Source organism: Pseudobacter ginsenosidimutans (assembly GCF_007970185.1).
Taxonomy (GTDB): Bacteria; Bacteroidota; Bacteroidia; order Chitinophagales; family Chitinophagaceae; genus Pseudobacter; species Pseudobacter ginsenosidimutans.
Genome location: NZ_CP042431.1, coordinates 2934930 through 2954832, shown reverse-complemented (window position 1 = coordinate 2954832; position 19903 = coordinate 2934930). Strand labels below are relative to the sequence as shown.

Here is a 19903-nt window from a genome sequence, read left to right as displayed (position 1 = left end):
TTATACCGGCACCACTTTGAGGTTTTTGTTCTTTCTTACTTTATCGGGAATAGCGGCAATAATGGAATCTTTCAATACCTCGATCAATCTTTTCTTTACAAAATCCCTGTGCACCACCACGCTTACTTCGCGCATGGGAGCGGGCTTTTTGAAATGACGGACCAGCTGCATTTTCTTATGGTCCATATCCATGGTAGTGAGTTCCGGAAGGATGGTGATGCCATCATTGAGTTCCACCATTCGGCGCAGGGTTTCGATACTACCGGCTTCATATTCAAATTGGGTGCCCATTTCCGTAGCCTTGCGCAGCTCGCAGAGGTTCACGATCTGTGAGCGGAAGCAATGCCCTTCTTCCATCAGCCAAAGCTTATTGGGGTCGATGTCCTGGGGAAGCACATATGTTTTTTTGAAAGCAGCATTCTTTGGTGAAACATAGGCCAGGAATTCTTCGTAGAACAGAACATGTTCTTTGATGCCTTTCTCCTGGAGCGGCGTAACAAGAATGCCGGTATCGATACGGCCTTCGCGAAGGCGGTTGATGATATACTCAGTGCGCATTTCCTGCACGATCAGTTTAACGTGCGGATATTTTTTATTGAAAGCCGGAACGAACAAAGGCAGCAGATAGGGAGCCAATGTAGGGATGATACCTATCCGCAATTCGCCGGTGAGGATACCCCGCTTGTGTTGAACGATCTCGGTGATCAGGTTCCGCTCTGCCAGTACTTTCCTCGCCTGCTCGATGATCTCCATTCCAGCTTCAGTGGGCACTACGGGTTGTTTGCTCCTGTCGAAAATTTTGATGCCCATCTCTTCCTCCAGTTTCTGGATCTGCATGCTAAGCGTAGGCTGAGTAACATAACAATGCTCGGCGGCTAAAGCGAAATGGCGGAAGGTATCTACGGCCACGATGTATTCCAGTTGCACAAAGGTCATGCGACAAATATAGATTTTAGCTATGATCGTATAAAATCAATCGATCTGATTTATCGCCAAAATTATTAACTTTTGTATCATTATTCCCAAACCAATTTTCAAACCCTGTCCTAACCTGTTTTAACGCTCTGGTAAAAGAAAGGACCGCCCCTTCCGGGACGGTCTTTCTGTTTTTATCAACAACACCCTATTTGTAACCATAGTTCCAATGCAATTCTTCATTCTGCATGGGATATGAAATGATCTCTTTGATAACATACCCGGCTTTGTCTAACTGGTAACTAAAGTCTGCTTTGTGAATAACATTACCACCTGCATCTTCCACAAAATAACTTTTCACCAGATTGGTTGAAAAAAGGCCTGTCATACCATTTGTAACAGTGTTGTTGCCATACCTGTTATCCTGATTCAGCTTATAAGGTTTATCCTCGTAATAAGTGTACTTGACTGCCCTGTACGGTGCTCCATTCCTGAATTCATTCGTCTGCACCAGGTTACCCTTAACGATCTTGTAGTCATATACTTCAATATTTCCATCTTTCACAGCCCTCGTCACTTTATTACAATAGCCTTCCGCATTATACTGGAAAGTGTAATCTATAATGCTGCCGGATTCTATGTATTCATAAACCGCTTTGCTGAAACGGCCCTTGCCGTCTAACGAAATCTCTCCGGTGTAGCGCTCGGTATCTTCATTATTCCGTCTTGCACTGATCAGCACCTTGTTATTCTCATAACTATAAAATACAGTACCCCAGTTTTCTTCGATTTGTGTAATCCTGCCCTGGTTATCGTAAGTAAAGATGGATTTGTCTTCATAACCAGTCAGCGTAATGGACTGTACCTTTTTCTTACCATCAGATGATGTTGTGTCTTTTTCTTTTTTGCATCCTGTCAATACAATAGTCGTAAGCAGGATTAATGTGATTGCTTTCATTTTATTTTACGATTGATTAAAGTAATGGTCAGTTGGCTACAGAGGCATTGATCATCATATCCGATAGCTGTGAATAACAGGTGGTCCAGGCTTCTTCCAGTTCAGGCGACCAATCGGGTCCCAGTCCGCGCTGCAGGGTCCAGATCAATGCTTTTCCTACAAGCCTGTAATGTGCGGGACGTACACCGTAACCAGCGTGGCGGTGGGCCATAGCCGTTAGTTCATCCTGCATATCATCCGGTCTGTCCAGCCGGGCAACGATGGTACTCAGCATATCTATGAGCTTTTTGTACTGAGCGTCCATTTGGACGGGGAACATTTTCCGGAGTGTGGGTGTGTCGTTGAAGAGTTTGCTGTAAAAGGCATCGCCAACAATACGAGGGTCTGCATCTCTGAAAACTTTCCAGGAACGTTTGATCAGGTTGATCTGGCTATTGGTCATTTCAAAAATTATGCGGTGGCTGTTTCTTTGGAAGCAAGGATCATGGCGCCGGAGAGGGTCCTGTAACAGTTGGTCCAGGCGGCTTCCATTTCGTCATTCCATTGATGTCCGAGGCCCTGCTGAAGGGTCCAGAGCAATGCCTCTCCAACTACGGTGTAATGTTCGTTCTTAACACCGTAGTGAACATGTCTTTTGGCGAGCCCGCCAATTTCATGGGCGATCTCATCAAGTCTTTCCAGTTTGTTGATCACATAACCGATCATGGAAAGGAGTTTGCGGGATTGGTCGGAAACAGGAGAACGGAACATTGGCCTTACATCCGGCGCAATTGAAAAGAGTTTGTCGTAGAACAGCGTGCCTACAGTGAGGGTATCCAGCGCTGCTACGCTGGCCCAGCTTTGTTTGATCAGTTGTATCTGTTGGGTTGTCATGCGGAATTCATTGATTGTTTCCGCAAAGTTGGAACAGAGAAGAGGGCTATAAAATAAAAGGAAGTGAACAGGATGAAAAAAAAGATGAAGCGTGGTGATTATTCATCGGGGTCCATTTCTCCGCATCCTTCAAAGCCGGGAGGCCAGTTCTTGATCTTTTTGATGGTTTCTTTTGCTTTGGCGAGCTTCTCGGGGAAGAGGATCTGGTCAGAGCATTCCATATCCGGGTCCACTATTACTTTAATGCCCAGGATTTCCGCTCCGGATAATTTCTTTTTATTTTCCATAATATCGAATTTAATTGTTTTTTCTTTTTGCGAAAAACTCAAAGTACTGAGCATCCTTAACAAAGTCCTCTACAATATATTCTGAACTATCTGATCTGTCTCCCAATATTTCAAACAATGCCAATTGATTCAAATTATTGCCGATGGCCATTCGATAAAGCCGGCATCTCGCGGGCGTACTACCGGAAAAATAAACAACTCTGTCGGGATAGGCTGCTGTAAACTCATAAACAGCCCCGGCAACTGTTGCCAGTATTTTGTTTCTGTCTTGATTACTGACATTATAAGCATCATCCATGCTTCCATCCTGCCTTGCTCTTCCATTACGAGATTACAGGTCAGTAAATTGATACGCTGAAATTGAATCATCATTTCTACATTGCCATTCGGTCCCGAACTGTAAAACTTGAATTCCTTCATATTCTTATGAACGCGCACAAACTCATACTTTTCATAATTCATCGTTTATGTCCTCCAGCATAGAAACAATAAACGGTGTTTTTTTACTAGTCAGTATTCAAAATAATTTACGCAAATCTATAATCGTAATTATTCTTCCAACGTCACTTTATTCGCTCCTACTTTCAGCTTATAGCCTACTCCTACTTTCAATGCATAATTCTCTTTCCCATGACTCACGGGAAAATTGAAACAAACCGGGTAATCATATTCGCTTACCAATTCATGGATGATCTCTTCTACTGTTTTACCGAATGGCCTTTCTGTATCTTTCATATCAGTAAAACCACCAATGATCAATCCTGCCAGTTTCTCCAACTGTCCGCTGCGTTTGAGTTGATAGAACATCCTGTCGATACTGTAGAGATATTCCCCAACATCTTCAATAAATAGTATTCGTCCTTTAGTTTTCAATTGCGAAGGAGTTCCCGTAATATTCGCGAGCAAAGCCAGATTGCCGCCCACCAGCTCTCCAACAGCTTCTCCTTTATTATTGAATGTATGTGGTACGCAGGAATACTTAGCCTTCTTACCTTCCATCGCTTTCTTAAGGCTCAGCACATATTCATTCCTGAAGCCTTCATCATTAAAAGCGGCCGCCATGGGCGCATGCAAAGTGGCGATCTTATAATTAGAATAGATATGCGCATGCAGGACCGTAATATCACTGAACCCGATGATCCATTTGGGCTTCTTTTTAAAAGATTTGAAATTGATCCGGTCGATGATCCTTCCCACACCATAACCACCCCTTCCGCAGAGGATAGCCTGAACAGAATCATCATCTATCATTTGCTGTAAGTCCTGCAAACGTTCTTCATCTGTGCCTGAAAAATAATTTTCAGAATCGCTGCCGAGGGTCTTGCCTACTTTCACTTTGTATCCCCATTCCTGTAAGACATCGATACAGCTCTGAGCTTTTTCTTTTGCCATGAAGCCGGCCGGACAAACAATAGCGATGGTATCTCCTGGTTGCAGGTATGCAGGTACTTTGATCATTTTACAACGTTTTTTTTGGAAGATGCAGAAGCTTTTTTGCGGCTGACTGGCTTTGCTGATTTGGCCAAAATCCCATTTGTTGGTTTTGTCTTTTTTGAAACCTTACCGGATTTGACGGCCTTTGCTGCTTTTGAACTTTTAGCAGATCTAGTTGAAGGATTGAGCTTATAAGGTCTGTTCCATAACTCCTGCCTGAAACTAAAACGCATGCCCAGTTTGCGGATGAACGATTTGGAAAAACCACGGCGGTAATGAAGGATATCAGATACGAGGCTCTTGCTTACTCCTAATTCCTTTGCCAGATCAGCAGCCTTCATCCGGTTCTGCTCCATCACAAATTTGAGGGATGATACAGGATCGATGGGCTCCTGATCTTCTTCAGCATCCTGTTCTCTGTCATATGCTTCAATAAGCACTGTAAGTAGTTCAATAATATCTTCCTGAGCTTCAGAATGTTTTTTCATATCTGTATATTGCTCAAGAATATTACAATACTCAATATATTGTTTATAATCTTTGATAACTTTAAATGGGAGTTGTATTTCCATAACAGTAATTTTAGAATGCTTGAATAGTATACTGTAAGTTCTTTTTACAAAGCTCATCATAAGCCGCATGCGTACCAATCCACCTGATGTACAAATGCACAAACTTTCTTCCGAATTCATACTTGCAGATCATCCTGAATTTATTCCCTCCCAGATCAAATACAACCCTGCAAGATCCGTTTCCGAGAAAATCTGCAGCTCCAAAGTCAGACTTCAGATCTGACGGGACCTGCCAGCGGGCTTTTCCTAAAACAAATAGCCAATGCCTAGCAGCGCTCCTTAATACAGCACTCTCTTTCACATATTTTTTCAGGGTCTCCTCCTTTACCAAATGAACCTTCTTCATGCAACCGAATTGTAAAGTTATCAAAAAAGTTCTCAAAACGCGTACTTTTTTTTCTCCACATTCTTTCGAATTAAAAAACACGCTCCTCCCTGATAACAAAAAACGAGGAAATTTTTACTAGCCGGTTCTCAACTATTTTTCTAACCCTGCCGTCTATTCGAAAAATAAAACCCTGCCGTATACAGGCAGGGTTCAACTATTATTATTGATTGATCTTATCTTTTCTCCTTCAGTTCCACACCTTCTGTTCCCACAGTCAACTGATGTATTACGCCACATTTCAGCGCGAAATTATTCTTCTGATGCCCAACCGGGAAATCAAAACAAACCGGATACTTAAACTCCTTCACTTTCTCCATCACGATATCGATCACCGTTCTGCCGAATTCCTCTCCGGGATCGTCGGGCTTTACTTTGAAGCCCCCAACCACCAGCGCTGCCAGGTCAGACAGTTTACCGGCCCGCTTCAGATTCCAGAACATGCGGTCGATGCTGTAGAGGTATTCACCTGTATCTTCCACAAACAGTATCCTGCCTTTGGTATTGATACTGGAAGCGCTGCCGCTCAGGCTCTCGATGGTTTTGAGATTGCCGCCAACCAGTAGTCCTTCTGCCATCCCCATCCGATTGAAAGCCGATGGCGGTGTTTTGTATTCCATTTTTTCACCAGACAACGCACGTCGAATGCTCAGGATTGTGTCTTGCTGAAGTGGATCAGCCTTGCTCCAATCATCTGGAAAACTGTTGCACATTTTGGAATGGATACTGGCAACGGGATAGTTAGCGCTCAGGTGGCAATGCATAACAGTAATATCGCTGAACCCGATGATCCATTTGGGTTGTTGCACAAAGCCGGAAAAATTAAGCTGATCGATGATGCGCACCATACCATATCCTCCGCGGGCACACATGATCGCTTTGAGAGAAGGATCATCCAGCATCTCCTGGAAATCCTGGAACCGGTCCTGGTCTCTCCCTCCGAATGTAAAATCCCGCATGCCCACGGTCTTGCCCGGACGAACTTTATACCCCCAGCTTTCCATTTGCTGAATGGCAGGTTTGATGGAATCGGGCGTAATGTATCCCGCCGGGCAGGTGATGCCAATGGTATCTCCGGGTTTCAGGTAGGGAGGAATTGCCGGCAATGCTTCAGAAGAAACAGCCTGCTCTGCTGCTGCGAGGGCCGGAATGGACGGGATCACCGGCAAACTGGCGCCGGCCAGGGTAAGGGAGCGAAGGAAATGTTTACGGTTCATCTCCTAAAGTTATCGAATCCGCGCATTTTGACGTTGCCCCCAATTCCGGTATTTTTGCAGCCAACGTCTGATGAATCAGATCCTAAAGATCAATACTACAAATGACAGATTTTAAAAGATACTTAGTTACAGCAGCGCTGCCCTACGCAAACGGCCCCGTGCATATTGGTCACCTTGCAGGCTGCTACCTCCCTTCAGATATCTATGTACGTTACAAGCGTGCCCGCAAAACTGATATCAAATTCATTTGCGGATCGGATGAGCATGGCGTACCCATCAATCTCCGGGCCAGGAAGGAGGGAGTTACTCCACAGCAGGTAGTTGATAAATACAATGCCATCATCAAAGACAGCTTTGAGAAGATGGGCATTTCCTTCGATATTTACAGCCGTACCTCCAATAAAGTGCACCACGAGACTGCACAGGCTTTCTTCAAAAAATTGTACGACGAGAAACTTTTCGAGGAAAAAGAAACCGAACAGTTCTTCGATGAAAAAGCCGGCCTCTTCCTTGCGGACCGCTACATCATGGGCACCTGCCCGGTTTGCGGCAATGAGAACGCTTACGGAGACCAGTGTGAGCGCTGCGGCACCAGCCTCAGTCCCGAACAGCTCATCAATCCGCGCAGCTCACTCAGCGACGCCATCCCTGTAAAGAAAAAGACCAAACACTGGTATTTCCCCTTACAGAACTATGAGCCCTGGCTCAAAGAATGGATCCTGGATGGTCATAAGGAATGGAAGAATAACGTATATGGACAATGCAAAAGCTGGATCGAGAACGGCCTTCAAAGCCGCGCCATGACCCGCGACTCCGACTGGGGCGTGAAAGTACCCCTCCCCGGCACCGAAGGCAAAGTACTCTACGTTTGGTTTGATGCTCCCATCGGCTATATCTCCGCCACCAAAGAACTGACAGATAAATGGGAAGACTATTGGTGCAGGGAGGATTCAAGACTGATCCATTTCATCGGAAAGGACAATATCGTTTTCCATTGTATCATCTTCCCCAGCATGCTCAAAGCGCATGGCGGATTTGTAGTGCCCGATAATGTGCCTGCCAATGAATTCCTCAACATCGAGGGAGAAAAAGTATCCACTTCCCGCAACTGGGCCGTTTGGATAGATGAATACGTGAAAGATTTTCCGGACCAGCAGGACCTCCTGCGCTATGTACTCTGCGCCAACGCACCGGAAACAAAAGACAATGATTTCACCTGGAGAGAATTTGCTGACAGGGTGAACAATGAACTGGTGGCTTCTTTCGGAAACTTCGAGAACCGCACTTTTGTTCTGATGCATAAACTCTGCAGCGGAAAAGTCCCCGTATTGCATACTGACATTCTCACTGAAGAAGATAAAGCAATGCTGGCGGAATTCGAGATCGCCAAAGGCAAAGTGGAAGCCCACCTGGAACAATTCAGGTTCAGGGACGCACTCGCTGAAGTGATCGAGCTGAGCAGCAAAGGCAATAAATACCTGCAGAACAAAGAGCCCTGGAAGGTGGAGAAGAAACTGGCCGAAAACCCGGCACTGCAAAAGGATATCGACAACTGCCTGCATATCTGCCTGCAACTGACCGCCAACCTCGCTATCCTCATCAATCCCTTCCTGCCATTCACCGCACAAAAGATGATCCACAAAATGAAAGTGGTAGACAAAATGCTGGAATGGGAGAATGCAGGAAAAACAAAACTACTGAGTGTTGGCTATTCGCTTCGTGCTCCTGAATTGCTCTTCAATAAGATCGAAGAAGATACCGTAAAAGCACAGGTGGAAAAGCTGCACGCCAATATGGTGAAGCCCACCTCTTCTACTGCTCCCGCAGCTACGCCTACAGCCGCAACAGTAAAACCTGCCATTCAGTTCGACGACTTTGCAAAGATCGATCTCAGAACAGGCACCATCCTTTCTGCAGAGAAAGTGGCAAAAGCAGACAAGCTGTTAAAACTGGAAGTGGACCTCGGCTTCGAAAAGCGTACAATCGTGTCCGGTATAGCCCTTCACTACAACCCTGAAGACATTGTTGGTAAACAGGTGGTGGTAGTGGCCAATCTTGCTCCACGCAAGATGAAAGGCATCGAAAGCAATGGCATGATCCTGATGGCAGAGGACGCAGCAGGAAAACTGCATTTCGTAAAACCTGAAAATGTTGTAGATCCCGGCTCAGGCGTTAGCTGATAGTTCGATAGAAATCAGTAAATTACTGATGAATCGGAATCCTATTCATGACCTTTATTAAGCTGGGAAAGAAATTCCTCAAAATAACAGGGATCATTATCGGTTCCCTGGTCATCCTGCTGGCCCTTTTCTACTGGTGGTTCATCCATCATGCGGAAAGGGCCATCGAGGATGTAGTGTACCTGCAAAGTCATGGTAAGTTGAAAGTGGAGATCGGTAAGATCAAATACAACTACGGCAGAAAACTTTCCATTCAAAACATCAGCTTCTATACTGCAGACTCCACAGATGAGAAAATGGGATACAATTTCCAGATCCGTCAGCTTCATCTAACGGTAAGGTCTGTCCGCTCACTCATCTTCGACAAACAACTGCTCATCGATTCCATCCTGGTGCAATCGCCCGATATCACTATCACCCGTTTGCAGAAAAGTGAAGAAAGACATATGTCGCTGCCCGAAGAAATGGGCAAGATCTATGAGTCGATCGAAAAAGCATTGCAGGTACTCGAGATCAGCCGCTTCCAGATCGATAACGCGCAGTTCACCCTGCTGGATAAGACTGCTCCCCAACTGCAACCACTCACCATCGGACGTTTGCATTTTCATATAGACAATTTCAAGGTAGACACTTCCGCTCACCGGCAGCGCGACAAATTCCTGTTCTCAGATAATGTGGTGCTGAGCTCAGACCATCAATCCTTCATGTTGCCGGACGGCAATCACCATATCGCTTACAAGAATTTCAACATCAATATCAGGAACAGGCTGGTAGAACTGGATAGCTGCACCATTACCGCTTACCGGCATCATGGCAGCTTGCCCGTGTTCAAGATGTTTGTGGATACGATGATGCTCACCAATGTCGATTTCCTGGCGTTATCGCGGCAGGGCCTTATCCGCGCAGACTCTGTATACCTGGTGAACAGCGATATCCGGTTGAATATCGAAGAAGACAGTATCGCGCCCCGAAGAAAAAACAAGAAGCCCCTCAATATCCAGCATGTACTCAGTGGCATCGCAAGCGATATGCAACTGGCCTATATCGGCGTGAAGAACTCCAGCGTGAATGTAACCACTTCGAAAGGCCATCAGACCAATACTTTTTCCAGCAGCCGTAACAATTTCGAACTGTATAATGTAATAGTGGATACCAGGGCCGAAAAGCCCATCAGCGTTGAACAATTCCTCATGGCCATCCGCAATTACGATGGTTATGGAAAAGACAGCGCCTACCGGCTGCAATTCGACAGCATCCGTTTCACCAACAACACAGTCCGCCTCGATAATTTTTCTATCACCACCACGCCCGGCGCCCGTGTGCCCGCAATCAGGAATTACCGGATCCCATTATTTGAATTGAAAGGACTAAGCTGGCAGGACCTGCTATTCCACCGCCATATCGCTGCCCGCGAAGCTATATTGCACAAACCTGTGCTGCATTACGAAAAACTCCCCTGGAAAGACACGGCAGACCGGAGGTCCATCTACGAACTGTTCACTGTGCTGGATACCATCATCAACCTTCGGCGCATCAGCATGATTGACGGACAACTTGATTTCAAACTCAACAGCAATACCCGCATTGTACTGAATAACGTCAATGGTTCAGTGAACACAGACCGCCTGTTGAGCGCCACCAGTTCAGGCTTCATCGAAAGCTCCGTTGAAAGCCTCGCCTTCTCCAAAGGCAATATCGCTACCAAACACCTGCTTATAGATATGGACCGCGCCTACTTTGAAGGAGGCAGCCGGTCACTGGTGATCAGGAAATTCAACCTTCATCATAAGGAACAACAGGTACGCATATCCGCAGATGATCTTGCATTGCAGGACCTCTTGCTGAACGACAGTATCCACCTGCTCCGCATAGATCATATCAGCTGGAAGAAAGCTGATGTGGATATCGAAATGAAGCAATCGCAAAACGATAGTGCCGCAGCTCCCCTTCCGCTAAAGCTTTTCGTGAATGGCATACAGCTCAACAATACCAATATTAATTTCAAGCGGGGTCATCAATTGCTCAAGACCTTTATCAGGCAGGCATCCGCAGGCAGTATCATCAAAGAAACGGACGCTCCCGTTCAACTGAACCAGGTGCATCTTAGAGGCGGCCCGCTCACTTTCTCGGAGCCGGGAACCGCCATCGGCATCTCTGCCTATGATATCCATGAAAGCCGCAATTCCAGCCTGGATGGCATACTGGTAAGACATCATCAGCAAAAGGATTCGGTCTACCTGAATGCAAAATCAGTTTCATTCACGCCATTCATCGAAACAGCATCGAAAGGCCCGCTTCGCATCAACGATATAGTGATCAATGAGCCTGAATTGAACATGAGTGTATACCCTCACGTACAGAAAACCTCTCACAAAAGCCAGCGCTGGCCGGATTTGGAAATGAGCTCTCTCAAATTGCTGAGGCCGGCAGTGAACATAAAGGAATATAAAGATTCCAGTTTTACATTTATGCAGCTGCTGCCCGGCAAGTTAGCAGATGGACTAACGTTTACAAATATCCGCGTACACCATTCTCCGCATAATCAACTGACCGCAGCCACAGCTCAATGGGAAAGCAGTCAGTTCCATATCGATCAGTCAGGAAAGGACAGCAGCCGGATCGCTGCCGGAGCACTTAGCGTTCATTTCAAAGACATATTACTCCAGCAGGCTTCAGCTATGAAAGCCACTGCCCTGCTGCAGCATGCAGCCATTCAGGATTTCGAGAGCACAAACAGGAACAAGGGCAATTCAACTCGCGCTGATTCGCTTTCGTTGGATAACCTGCATTTCAATACTGCCTGGCTGAAAGAACCTGAACAATTCTTCAGGAACAGCCCGGCCATGTCCATACATCATTTCACCGGCTATCATATCAGTAAGAGCAACCATTTAACCTGGCAGAACCTGCGCTATAGCAACAAACAGAAAGAGCTCTCCCTGGATTCCTTCAGTTACACGCCTGTGGCAAGCAGGGAAGAATATATTGCAGCCCATCCATTCCAGACCGATTATATCCAGGCAAAGACCGGCGCTGTCAAAATAAAGAATATCGAACCCAGGATGTATTTCAACGACAGTACACTTTTTATTTCAACTGTTTCCATTCAGCATCCCCGTATCGAAGTATTCCGGGATAAACGACCACCCTTTCAGCATGGCATTTATAAGCCATTGCCCACCGGACTGATACAGAAGATCCCGTTCCTGTTTTCCATCGACACCATCCAGGTGCATGACCTCACTGCACAATATTCCGAGCTCAGCGCAAAAACAGAACAAACAGGCGTTGTGCTCTTCACCCATATCGATGCAGCTATTTATCCGGTAAGGAATGTTGACATGAGCGATACCGATAGCCTGCGTTTGCGGGCAACCGCCAGGTTCATGGATAAGATCGGGATCAAACTGAATATGGACGAAAGCTATACAGACAGCCTGAAAGGCTTCTTCCTGGATGTGCACATGAGCCCTGCCCATCTTCCTATGCTTAACTCAATACTCGAACCACTGGCCAGTATCAAAGTGCGCAGCGGGGAGCTGGACACGATGATCCTCCGCGCCATAGGTCGCGATTACGTTTCCCTCGGAGAAATGCAAATGCAATACAGGAATCTTAATATCCAATTCCTGAAAAATGGAATTGAGGAAAAGACGACATTCGTAACACGCTTCATTACCTGGGCCGCCAATCACCTGGTGCTTCGAAAACATAATGCAAAAAGAACAGGCACTGTGTATTTCCCCCGTTTCCGCGACCGCTCCATTTTCAATTACTGGGTGAAGATGACACTCAGTGGTGCGGCCAGCAGTGTTGGCGTAAAGAAAAACCGCAAACTCCTCAAACGTTACCACAAGGCGCTCAAAAAAAATGAGTTGCCTGCTATTCAATATTTTGAATAATTTTTTCAACCACCCGCTAGCCCTTTATCGTTTTTTGTTCTATCTTCGATGGAAATAGTTGTTTAACTAACTAATTTTTTCGCTATGTCCAATCGCATCATCAGAAAGGTTGCAGTACTTGGGAGCGGTGTAATGGGATCGAGGATCGCCTGCCATTTTGCAGGCGCAGGCTTACAGGTACTCTTGTTAGATATGTTGGCAAAAGGAGCAGAAGAAAGTACCAAACCCGGCGAAAGGAACAAACTGGTAAACGACGCATTGCAGGCCGCACTCAAAAGCAATCCATCTCCCGTTTTTACCAAAGATGTAGCCAAACGCATCAGCACCGGCAACTTCACAGACAATATGAAGGATATCGGGGGCTACGACTGGGTGATCGAAGTAGTGGTGGAACGCCTGGACATCAAGCAGCAGATCTTTACAGAAGTGGAGAAATACCGTAAGCCCGGTACCCTCATCACCTCCAACACTTCAGGCATTCCCATTCACCTGATGGCGGAAGGCAGAAGTGAAGATTTCAAAAAACATTTCTGCGGTACACACTTCTTCAATCCACCGCGTTACCTGCGTCTCCTCGAGATCATCCCTACTCCATATACAGATCCTGCCGTTATCGATTTCCTTTTACACTATGGAGATCTTCAACTCGGCAAAACCACTGTACTGGCCAAGGATACGCCAGCCTTCATCGCCAACCGCATCGGCGTGTACGGCATTATGGCCATCTTCGGACTGGTGGAGAAAATGAAACTGAGCATCGATGAAATCGATGCACTCACCGGCCCCATCATCGGCCGTCCGAAATCCGCTACCTTCAGAACCGCTGATATAGTGGGTATCGATACGCTGGTGAAAGTTGCCAAAGGCGTGGCAGAGAATTGTCCAAATGATGAACAGCGGGCCGCATTCACTATCCCAGCCTGGCTGGATAAAATGGTAGCCAATAACTGGCTCGGCGATAAGACCGGACAAGGCTTTTTCTCCAAAAGGAAAGGCGCCGGGGGTGAAAAAGAGATCTACACACTCAATCTCGAAACATTCGAATACGAGCCACGCAAGAAACCAAAGTTCGCAACGGTGGAAGCTGCAAAGCCCATCGATGATCTGAAGACCAGGCTGAAAGCGCTGGTAACAGGAATGGACAAGGCAGGTGATTTCTATCGTCACTTTCATTATGGCTTGTTTTCCTATATCTCACACCGCATTCCCGAGATCAGCGATGATATCTATCGCGTGGATGACGCCATGATGGCGGGTTTCGGCTGGGAGATCGGTGCCTTTGAAAGCTGGGACGTACTGGGCGTTGCCAACAGCGTGAAGAAAATGAAAGAAGCCGGCTACACCCTGGCCCCCTGGGTAGATGAAATGCTCGCCTCCGGCGCCAGCTCCTTCTACAAAGTGGAGAACGGACGCAGGCTCTACTACGATATTCCTACCAAATCATACAAAGCATTACCCGGCGGCGAAGCCTTCCTGGTGATGAAGAACTTCGAGAACCAGACCGTTTGGAAAAACAGCTCATGCCGCACCTATCATTTAGGTGATAATGTTCTCGGACTGGAATGGAGTACCAAGATGAACAGCATTGGCGGTGAAGTGCTCGAAGGAATTCAAAAATCCATTGCACTCGCAGAATCAGGCTACAAGGGCCTGGTGATCGCGAATGACGGCCCTAATTTCAGTGCCGGCGCAAATGTTGGCATGATTTTCATGCTTGCGATAGAGCAGGAATACGACGAGCTGGATATGGCCATCCGCCTCTTCCAGCAAACGATGATGCGGGCGCGCTATTCAGCCATTCCGGTTGTTGTAGCCCCACATGCACTCACCCTCGGCGGAGCCTGCGAACTGAGCCTGCATTCAGACAAGGTATGCGCTGCTGCAGAAACTTATATCGGTCTCGTGGAACTGGGCGTGGGCCTCATTCCCGGTGGCGGTGGCACCAAGGAGTTCGCACTGCGGGCAGCAGATGAAATGCATGAAGACGAACCCGACAGCATCACCCTCAAGAACAGGTTCCTCACCATCGCAACGGCCAAAGTGGCTACTTCCGCTGCCGAAGCCTATGATCTGGGAATCCTGCGCAAAGGACATGATGAGATAGTAATGAACCAGGGAAGAAGGATCGCAGAAGCAAAGAAAAGCGTCATTGAAATATACGATAGCGGTTATACCATGCCGGTAGCTCGCACAGACGTGAAAGTCCTCGGCCGTTCAGCGCTCGGCGCACTCTACGCCGGAATCAACGGCATGTGGCGCGCCGGCTACGCAACCGACCACGATGTTACCGTAGCCAAAAAACTGGCCTACGTAATGTGCGGCGGCGACCTGAGCGAGCAATCCCTCGTAAGCGAGCAATACCTGCTCGACCTCGAAAGGGAAGCCTTCCTCAGCCTCTGCGGCGAGAAGAAATCACTCGAAAGAATTCAAAGCGTATTAAAGGGCGGCAAACCCATTCGCAACTAGGGGTTAGCCCGATAAAAGACTCAAGACCCACGGGGGTCGGGTCACATGAGAGAAAACGGGGTTGTTCTGTTGAGTCAGGGCAACCCCTTTCTATTTCCCGGCAGGCACCTGCTCTCCGCATGCCATTTTCGTACCTCTTCCATGCCTCCCGCATAGCCTCCACATACCTCCGGCAGCAACTCTTCCCCAGTAAACCACCAACCCGGCATACACTCTTCATACACTCCCGGCCTGCTCCGATTGCCCCTCCATCTTCTTTACTATCTTTATTCAACAATCACCTCATATGGGAGAAGCCTCACTCGATCATACCAACGCCACACTGACCATTCACTCCAGTATCATCATTTATGGCGACGCCGCCGATCAAACGCTGGCACAGCAAATGGCAGATGATATCGCTTTTATCTGGAACGAACCGAAAGCCATCATCAAAATAAAAGATCAGGAATTCCTCCTCCGCTTTCAGATCGAAGGCAGTTACCAACCCGATCTCCCTCCGGAAAAGGTCTGGTACAATGATAACCCCCGTCTCAATTTCTTCCGCATCGAAGAGTTCAGCAATCTCGATATTTCCTTCGTTGATGGGCTTGGCAGCAATACCGGCTACTTCAAACTCGCCAACCTGAAACAAACCGCCACTACTGCCGCTCACGAGTATGGACATACGCTTGGTCTGGAACACCCCACCAATCTCGACATACGCGGCAAAGGCGCTCCGGGCATCATGTTCCCACGTGGCACTCTCTGTGATCCGCAATACCAGTACGATCCCAACGCAACACCAGGGGCGAAGGGAGGCACGCTGGACCCGCAATGGCGGAGAGTCTTACTCACCGATGTTGCGGATCTGAAGTTGAACAAGCTTGATTTTGATGGGAATGGAGTTGCGGTTTTGGGGGAGTTTAGTAGTTTATATCATTCAAAACATGGGTGATTTTTTTTCTTTGAGAGTCGGCGAAGGATATGAACGCTGGTTGGGAAACAAACCCGCGCATTTGTGGTGGTATTGGGCTTTGGTTGGTTGAATGTGAATGTAGTGCTGAGCCAGGCTTTTTCGCTTTTGTTTCCAGGACCAGCTTATCATATCACTTCGCCTCCAGCACGATAATATTGCAACAGTTTTGGTTGAGGATATAATACACTACTAAAACTCCATCAACCATCAATAGTATTTCACAAAAGCAATATTGTTTTCAACTCGCAGAAGAACATCAGTAACGCAACACTCCGTCCATACTTTGCGATCCAGACGTGTAAAAGAGAAAAATAAAAAACAACTCAAATCACCCCAATCAAAAGCAATGTGCATTATCTGCCACTTAAACTCCCTGATTTTTTTCCAACAGCAGAGCCAGTTCTTCATCCAAAACACAAAAGTCAAATCTTCTTCTCACATTTGAAACAACGCAAAGAATCAACAACCGAGATAATTGCTCAAACAAAAAGTACCCAAACAAAAGAAATGACGCCCTTGCTACCTATCTATCAACACTGATGCACCCGCGACACCATCAGCCGAAGGGTGTAAAAAAACTCCGGCCTTCAAAACGTAAGCGAAACAGTCCAATAGAATTACCAAACCCCAATCCAACCAACCACAGTCAAATACTTATTCTCCCGCGCCAGTTCGTTTTGCAGCCGGATTTTTTATACCCTGAGGCGACCTATGAGGCTATCTATGGCCACATTAATCGTTGGATACAGGAACTGGAACCCGGCCTTACTGATTTTCGCGCTGCTGACAGTGGCGCTTTTCAGAACTTCCACACTCATTTCGCCGAGGATGATCTTCAGAAGGAATGAAGGAACATTGATGGAGATATAGAATTTGCCCTTCATTTTCTGGGCGAGTGTGACAGTGAGATGTTCATTGGTGACGGGCTGCGGTGCTACTGCGTTGAAGATGCCCTGGAGATGTTCGTTTTCGATGGCGAAGAGATAGAGGCGCGCAGCGTCTTCGATATGGACCCAGCTGATCACCTGTCTGCCATTGCCGAGAATAGCAGCAAATCCCATTTTCACAGGCTTCTTGAAACTGGGGAATGCGCCGCTATGGTTACTGAGTACGATGCCCGAGCGGAGGATCACAAGGCGCTTACCCATGGCCGTGACTGGCTGGATACTTTCTTCCCATTCCTTGCAGGTGGCGCCAAGGTATTGCGTGTCGGCAGGCGCTTCTTCGGTGAACATGGTTTTACCTGCCGGACGCAGATTATCATCACCATACCAGCCGATGGCAGAGGCGCTGATCACGGCACGACATTTATTGGGATTCGATTGAAGCGTTTGAACGATGAGGTTGGCACTCTTTACACGGCTATCGAGGATTTCCTGTTTTCTCTTTTTTGTCCAGCGTTTCTCGCCCACATTGGCGCCCGCCAGGTGAACGATCATATCGGCCTGCTGCACAGCTTTGACGTCGATGGTTCCGGCAGCAGGATCCCATTCGGCGTAGGACACAGCGCCTTCTGCGGGCTTTGACCTGCGTGTGAGGATGATCACCTGGTAACCTTTGTTCACCAGCAATCGGGTAAGTGCGGACCCTACCAGGCCGGTGCCTCCTGTAATGAGAACTGTTTGCATAATCAGGATTTGAGTGCCTTTACAAATTTAGTCAAAAAAAAATCCCTCCCGAGGAATCAGGAGGGAAACAACTAAAAACAACAATCGCTGTATTTTAATAGACTTAATACAGGAAAGAGATGAACGATGGATCAATCCGGTTTCTCTCCATCTAAGAAAGTGTTGATGGTAGAGATACTGGTTTTATTATTCTCATCATTTTTTACTTCGTAATTACTGTAGAAATTCTCAACACTGCTGATGGTGTTGTACAGTTCAAGATTGCGGCGGATGTAAGCCGGCACAGTTTCAAACTCATTGTTAGGGTCAGCGCCGTTGATATTGAAACTCAGGTTACGTAACTTCTGAATCCTTTCGGCTGCGCGACGTTTTTGCTCCTCTGCTTCGTCCAGCATCGCTGGTTCCTCAACAGAAGATGCCATAACAACTGGTGGAGTCTGGTGGGCCCCAGGCACATCCGCCGCTGGAATATCATCACGGAACACCAACTGCATGTCATTGGGATCTTCCTCCCTGACGGGCTTTACAGTGGCTTGGTTCTGGACGGGTTGATTCACAGGCTTAGTTTGTTTGGAATCTTCAAATGCGGAATCAGCATAAATATTGGATGGTCGCGCGAGAAATCCGCCTGAACTCTGAGACGCAGCAGCGTTGCTAGCTTGCTGCTGGTTCAATTGGGGAGCAGGTTGGGAAGGCTGCGAAAGTACCCATTCAATCCTTTCCGGCTCATCATTTTTATCCACGGTATTTTTCCCAGGCTCATCGCTCGTAAAAAGCACAAGCGGCGTGGAGGCAGAAGGAGAATCCATGTCCACCAGCTTCGGTTGCAACTCTTCCCTGATAGCAGGAGGTTGCTCGGCAACCATTTGTGGCTGCACCGGAGGTTCTTCTTTCTTCGGCATGATCACCGATGGCCTGGTGGCAGAAGCCTGTGGCTGTTGCTGTTGCTGCTGTTGCTGGCTCGCAACAGGAGGTACAGGCGTAACGGGAGGTTCAGGCTGCTGGCTGAGATTGAAGAGGATCTTCTCTTCTTTCTTCGGCTGCGCAGCCTTTTGGTGAAAGGATCACTGTACTCAAAGCCGGTAGCGATGAGGGTGATGCCGATCTGGTCTCCCAGTGAATTATCGTAACCCAAACCGAGGATCACATCTGTTCCTTCACCGGCCTGGCTCAGCAGGTGGTTCTGGATAGTGTCTACCTCATCCATCGTGAACTCATGTTCGTTCTCGGCAGAGTTGATATTGATGAGGATCCATTTGGCGCCGCTGATATCGTTGTCGTTCAGCAATGGTGAATTGAGCGCTTCTTCAATGGCGCGTTGTGCACGGTCTTCACCGGAGCAGGACGCGTTGCCGAGGATGGCAACACCACCATTACGCATAACCGTACAAACGTCTGCAAAGTCTACGTTGATCTGGCCTGTGCTGTTGATCACATCGGTGATACATTTGGCAGCGGTAGCCAGTACATTGTCTGCTTTCGCAAACGCTTCTTTCATCTTCAGGTTACCGAACTGATGACGCAGCTTATCGTTGCTGATCACCAGCAGGGTGTCTACATATTGTTTCAGGCTCTTGATACCTTCATCAGACTGGATCTGACGTTTCTTTCCTTCATAGGTGAAGGGTGTGGTAACGATACCCACCGTGAGGATACCAAGGTCTTTACAGATCTTTGAAATGATGGGAGCGCCACCAGTTCCGGTGCCGCCGCCCATACCGGCTGTAATGAATGCCATCTTGGTATTCACTTCCAGTATGCGTTTGATCTCTTCCAGGCTCTCTTCGGTAGCCTGACGGCCAATATCCGGATTGGCGCCGGCGCCCAGACCTTGTGTAAGGTGTGGTCCGAGCTGTATTTTATTGGGCACATTGCTTTGCGCAATGGCCTGTGCGTCCGTATTGCAGATGATGAAATTCACACCTTCTATCTGCTGCGCGAACATGTGATTGACAGCATTGCTGCCACCACCACCCACACCAATCACTTTGATGATGGATGATTTCTCTTTCGGTAGATCAAAATGAATCATAGCTTTCGTTTTGTGTCTCACCAGGCCTCGCTTCACCTGAAAGCCCATCCGGAGACAGTTTCTAATAATGGGTTAGTAAATGATCGATGGGTCCAG

At 47.3% G+C, this 19903-nt stretch carries 17 protein-coding genes and 1 pseudogene; 4 read left to right on the top strand and 14 right to left on the bottom strand.

Annotation, left to right across the window (positions count from 1 at the left end; translation table 11 throughout):
• The 11 genes and pseudogenes from FSB84_RS12025 to FSB84_RS11980 form a co-directional block, all read right to left on the bottom strand.
• Positions 1–936, bottom strand: a complete 936-nt coding sequence (locus FSB84_RS12025) for a hydrogen peroxide-inducible genes activator (protein WP_130541276.1) — start codon at positions 934–936, stop codon at positions 1–3.
• Between the two features lie 187 nt (positions 937–1123).
• A complete protein-coding gene (locus tag FSB84_RS12020; RefSeq protein WP_130541278.1) occupies positions 1124–1873 on the bottom strand; it encodes a hypothetical protein in 750 nt (249 codons plus the stop codon).
• A gap of 28 nt (positions 1874–1901) precedes the next feature.
• Positions 1902–2315, bottom strand: coding sequence for a globin domain-containing protein (locus tag FSB84_RS12015; protein WP_130541280.1), 414 nt, complete (start codon positions 2313–2315; stop codon positions 1902–1904).
• Between the two features lie 8 nt (positions 2316–2323).
• Positions 2324–2746, bottom strand: a complete 423-nt coding sequence (locus tag FSB84_RS12010) for a globin domain-containing protein (RefSeq protein ID WP_130541282.1) — start codon at positions 2744–2746, stop codon at positions 2324–2326.
• A gap of 98 nt (positions 2747–2844) precedes the next feature.
• Positions 2845–3033, bottom strand: a complete 189-nt coding sequence (locus FSB84_RS12005) for a hypothetical protein (RefSeq protein WP_130541283.1) — start codon at positions 3031–3033, stop codon at positions 2845–2847.
• 10 nt (positions 3034–3043) lie between these two features.
• The gene (locus tag FSB84_RS31690) at positions 3044–3331 is read right to left on the bottom strand and encodes a DUF6934 family protein (protein ID WP_394367093.1); all 288 of its coding nucleotides are present in this window, start codon (positions 3329–3331) and stop codon (positions 3044–3046) included.
• A 38-nt stretch (positions 3332–3369) separates the two neighbouring features.
• Positions 3370–3495: pseudogene (locus FSB84_RS31685) on the bottom strand (DUF6934 family protein); the annotation flags it as partial.
• An 87-nt stretch (positions 3496–3582) separates the two neighbouring features.
• Positions 3583–4491: a S66 peptidase family protein gene (locus FSB84_RS11995; RefSeq protein ID WP_130541287.1), complete on the bottom strand. Its 909-nt coding sequence runs from the start codon at positions 4489–4491 to the stop codon at positions 3583–3585.
• Entirely contained in the window at positions 4488–5039 is a 552-nt protein-coding gene (locus FSB84_RS11990; protein ID WP_130541289.1) for a helix-turn-helix domain-containing protein, read from the bottom strand. The genes FSB84_RS11995 and FSB84_RS11990 overlap by 4 nt, the downstream gene beginning before the upstream one ends.
• 10 nt (positions 5040–5049) lie before the next feature.
• Positions 5050–5385: a type II toxin-antitoxin system HigB family toxin gene (locus FSB84_RS11985; RefSeq protein ID WP_130541291.1), complete on the bottom strand. Its 336-nt coding sequence runs from the start codon at positions 5383–5385 to the stop codon at positions 5050–5052.
• A gap of 215 nt (positions 5386–5600) precedes the next feature.
• Positions 5601–6641, bottom strand: coding sequence for a S66 peptidase family protein (locus FSB84_RS11980; protein WP_130541293.1), 1041 nt, complete (start codon positions 6639–6641; stop codon positions 5601–5603).
• A 101-nt stretch (positions 6642–6742) separates the two neighbouring features.
• Between FSB84_RS11980 and metG the strand changes: the two genes are divergently transcribed.
• The 4 genes from metG to FSB84_RS11960 all read left to right on the top strand — a co-directional run bounded on the left by metG (position 6743) and on the right by FSB84_RS11960 (position 16126).
• Positions 6743–8821, top strand: a complete 2079-nt coding sequence (gene metG / locus FSB84_RS11975; RefSeq protein WP_130541295.1) for a methionine--tRNA ligase — start codon at positions 6743–6745, stop codon at positions 8819–8821.
• 47 nt (positions 8822–8868) lie between these two features.
• Positions 8869–12723, top strand: a complete 3855-nt coding sequence (locus FSB84_RS11970; protein ID WP_130541297.1) for an AsmA family protein — start codon at positions 8869–8871, stop codon at positions 12721–12723.
• An 84-nt stretch (positions 12724–12807) separates the two neighbouring features.
• Positions 12808–15189 (top strand): 3-hydroxyacyl-CoA dehydrogenase/enoyl-CoA hydratase family protein, encoded by a 2382-nt coding sequence (locus tag FSB84_RS11965; protein WP_130541299.1) that lies wholly within the window; start codon positions 12808–12810, stop codon positions 15187–15189.
• A gap of 286 nt (positions 15190–15475) precedes the next feature.
• On the top strand, positions 15476–16126 hold the full coding sequence (locus FSB84_RS11960) for a peptidase M10 (RefSeq protein ID WP_130541300.1): 651 nt from the start codon (positions 15476–15478) through the stop codon (positions 16124–16126).
• Positions 16127–16839: 713 nt separating this feature from the next.
• Here FSB84_RS11960 and FSB84_RS11955 read toward each other — a convergent pair.
• The 3 genes from FSB84_RS11955 to ftsZ all read right to left on the bottom strand — a co-directional run bounded on the left by FSB84_RS11955 (position 16840) and on the right by ftsZ (position 19807).
• Positions 16840–17775, bottom strand: a complete 936-nt coding sequence (locus FSB84_RS11955) for a TIGR01777 family oxidoreductase (protein WP_130541302.1) — start codon at positions 17773–17775, stop codon at positions 16840–16842.
• Between the two features lie 131 nt (positions 17776–17906).
• Positions 17907–18677, bottom strand: coding sequence for a hypothetical protein (locus FSB84_RS31815; protein WP_225980057.1), 771 nt, complete (start codon positions 18675–18677; stop codon positions 17907–17909).
• Between the two features lie 2 nt (positions 18678–18679).
• Entirely contained in the window at positions 18680–19807 is a 1128-nt protein-coding gene (gene ftsZ, locus FSB84_RS31810; RefSeq protein WP_225980056.1) for a cell division protein FtsZ, read from the bottom strand.
• Between the last annotated feature and the right edge of the window lie 96 nt (positions 19808–19903).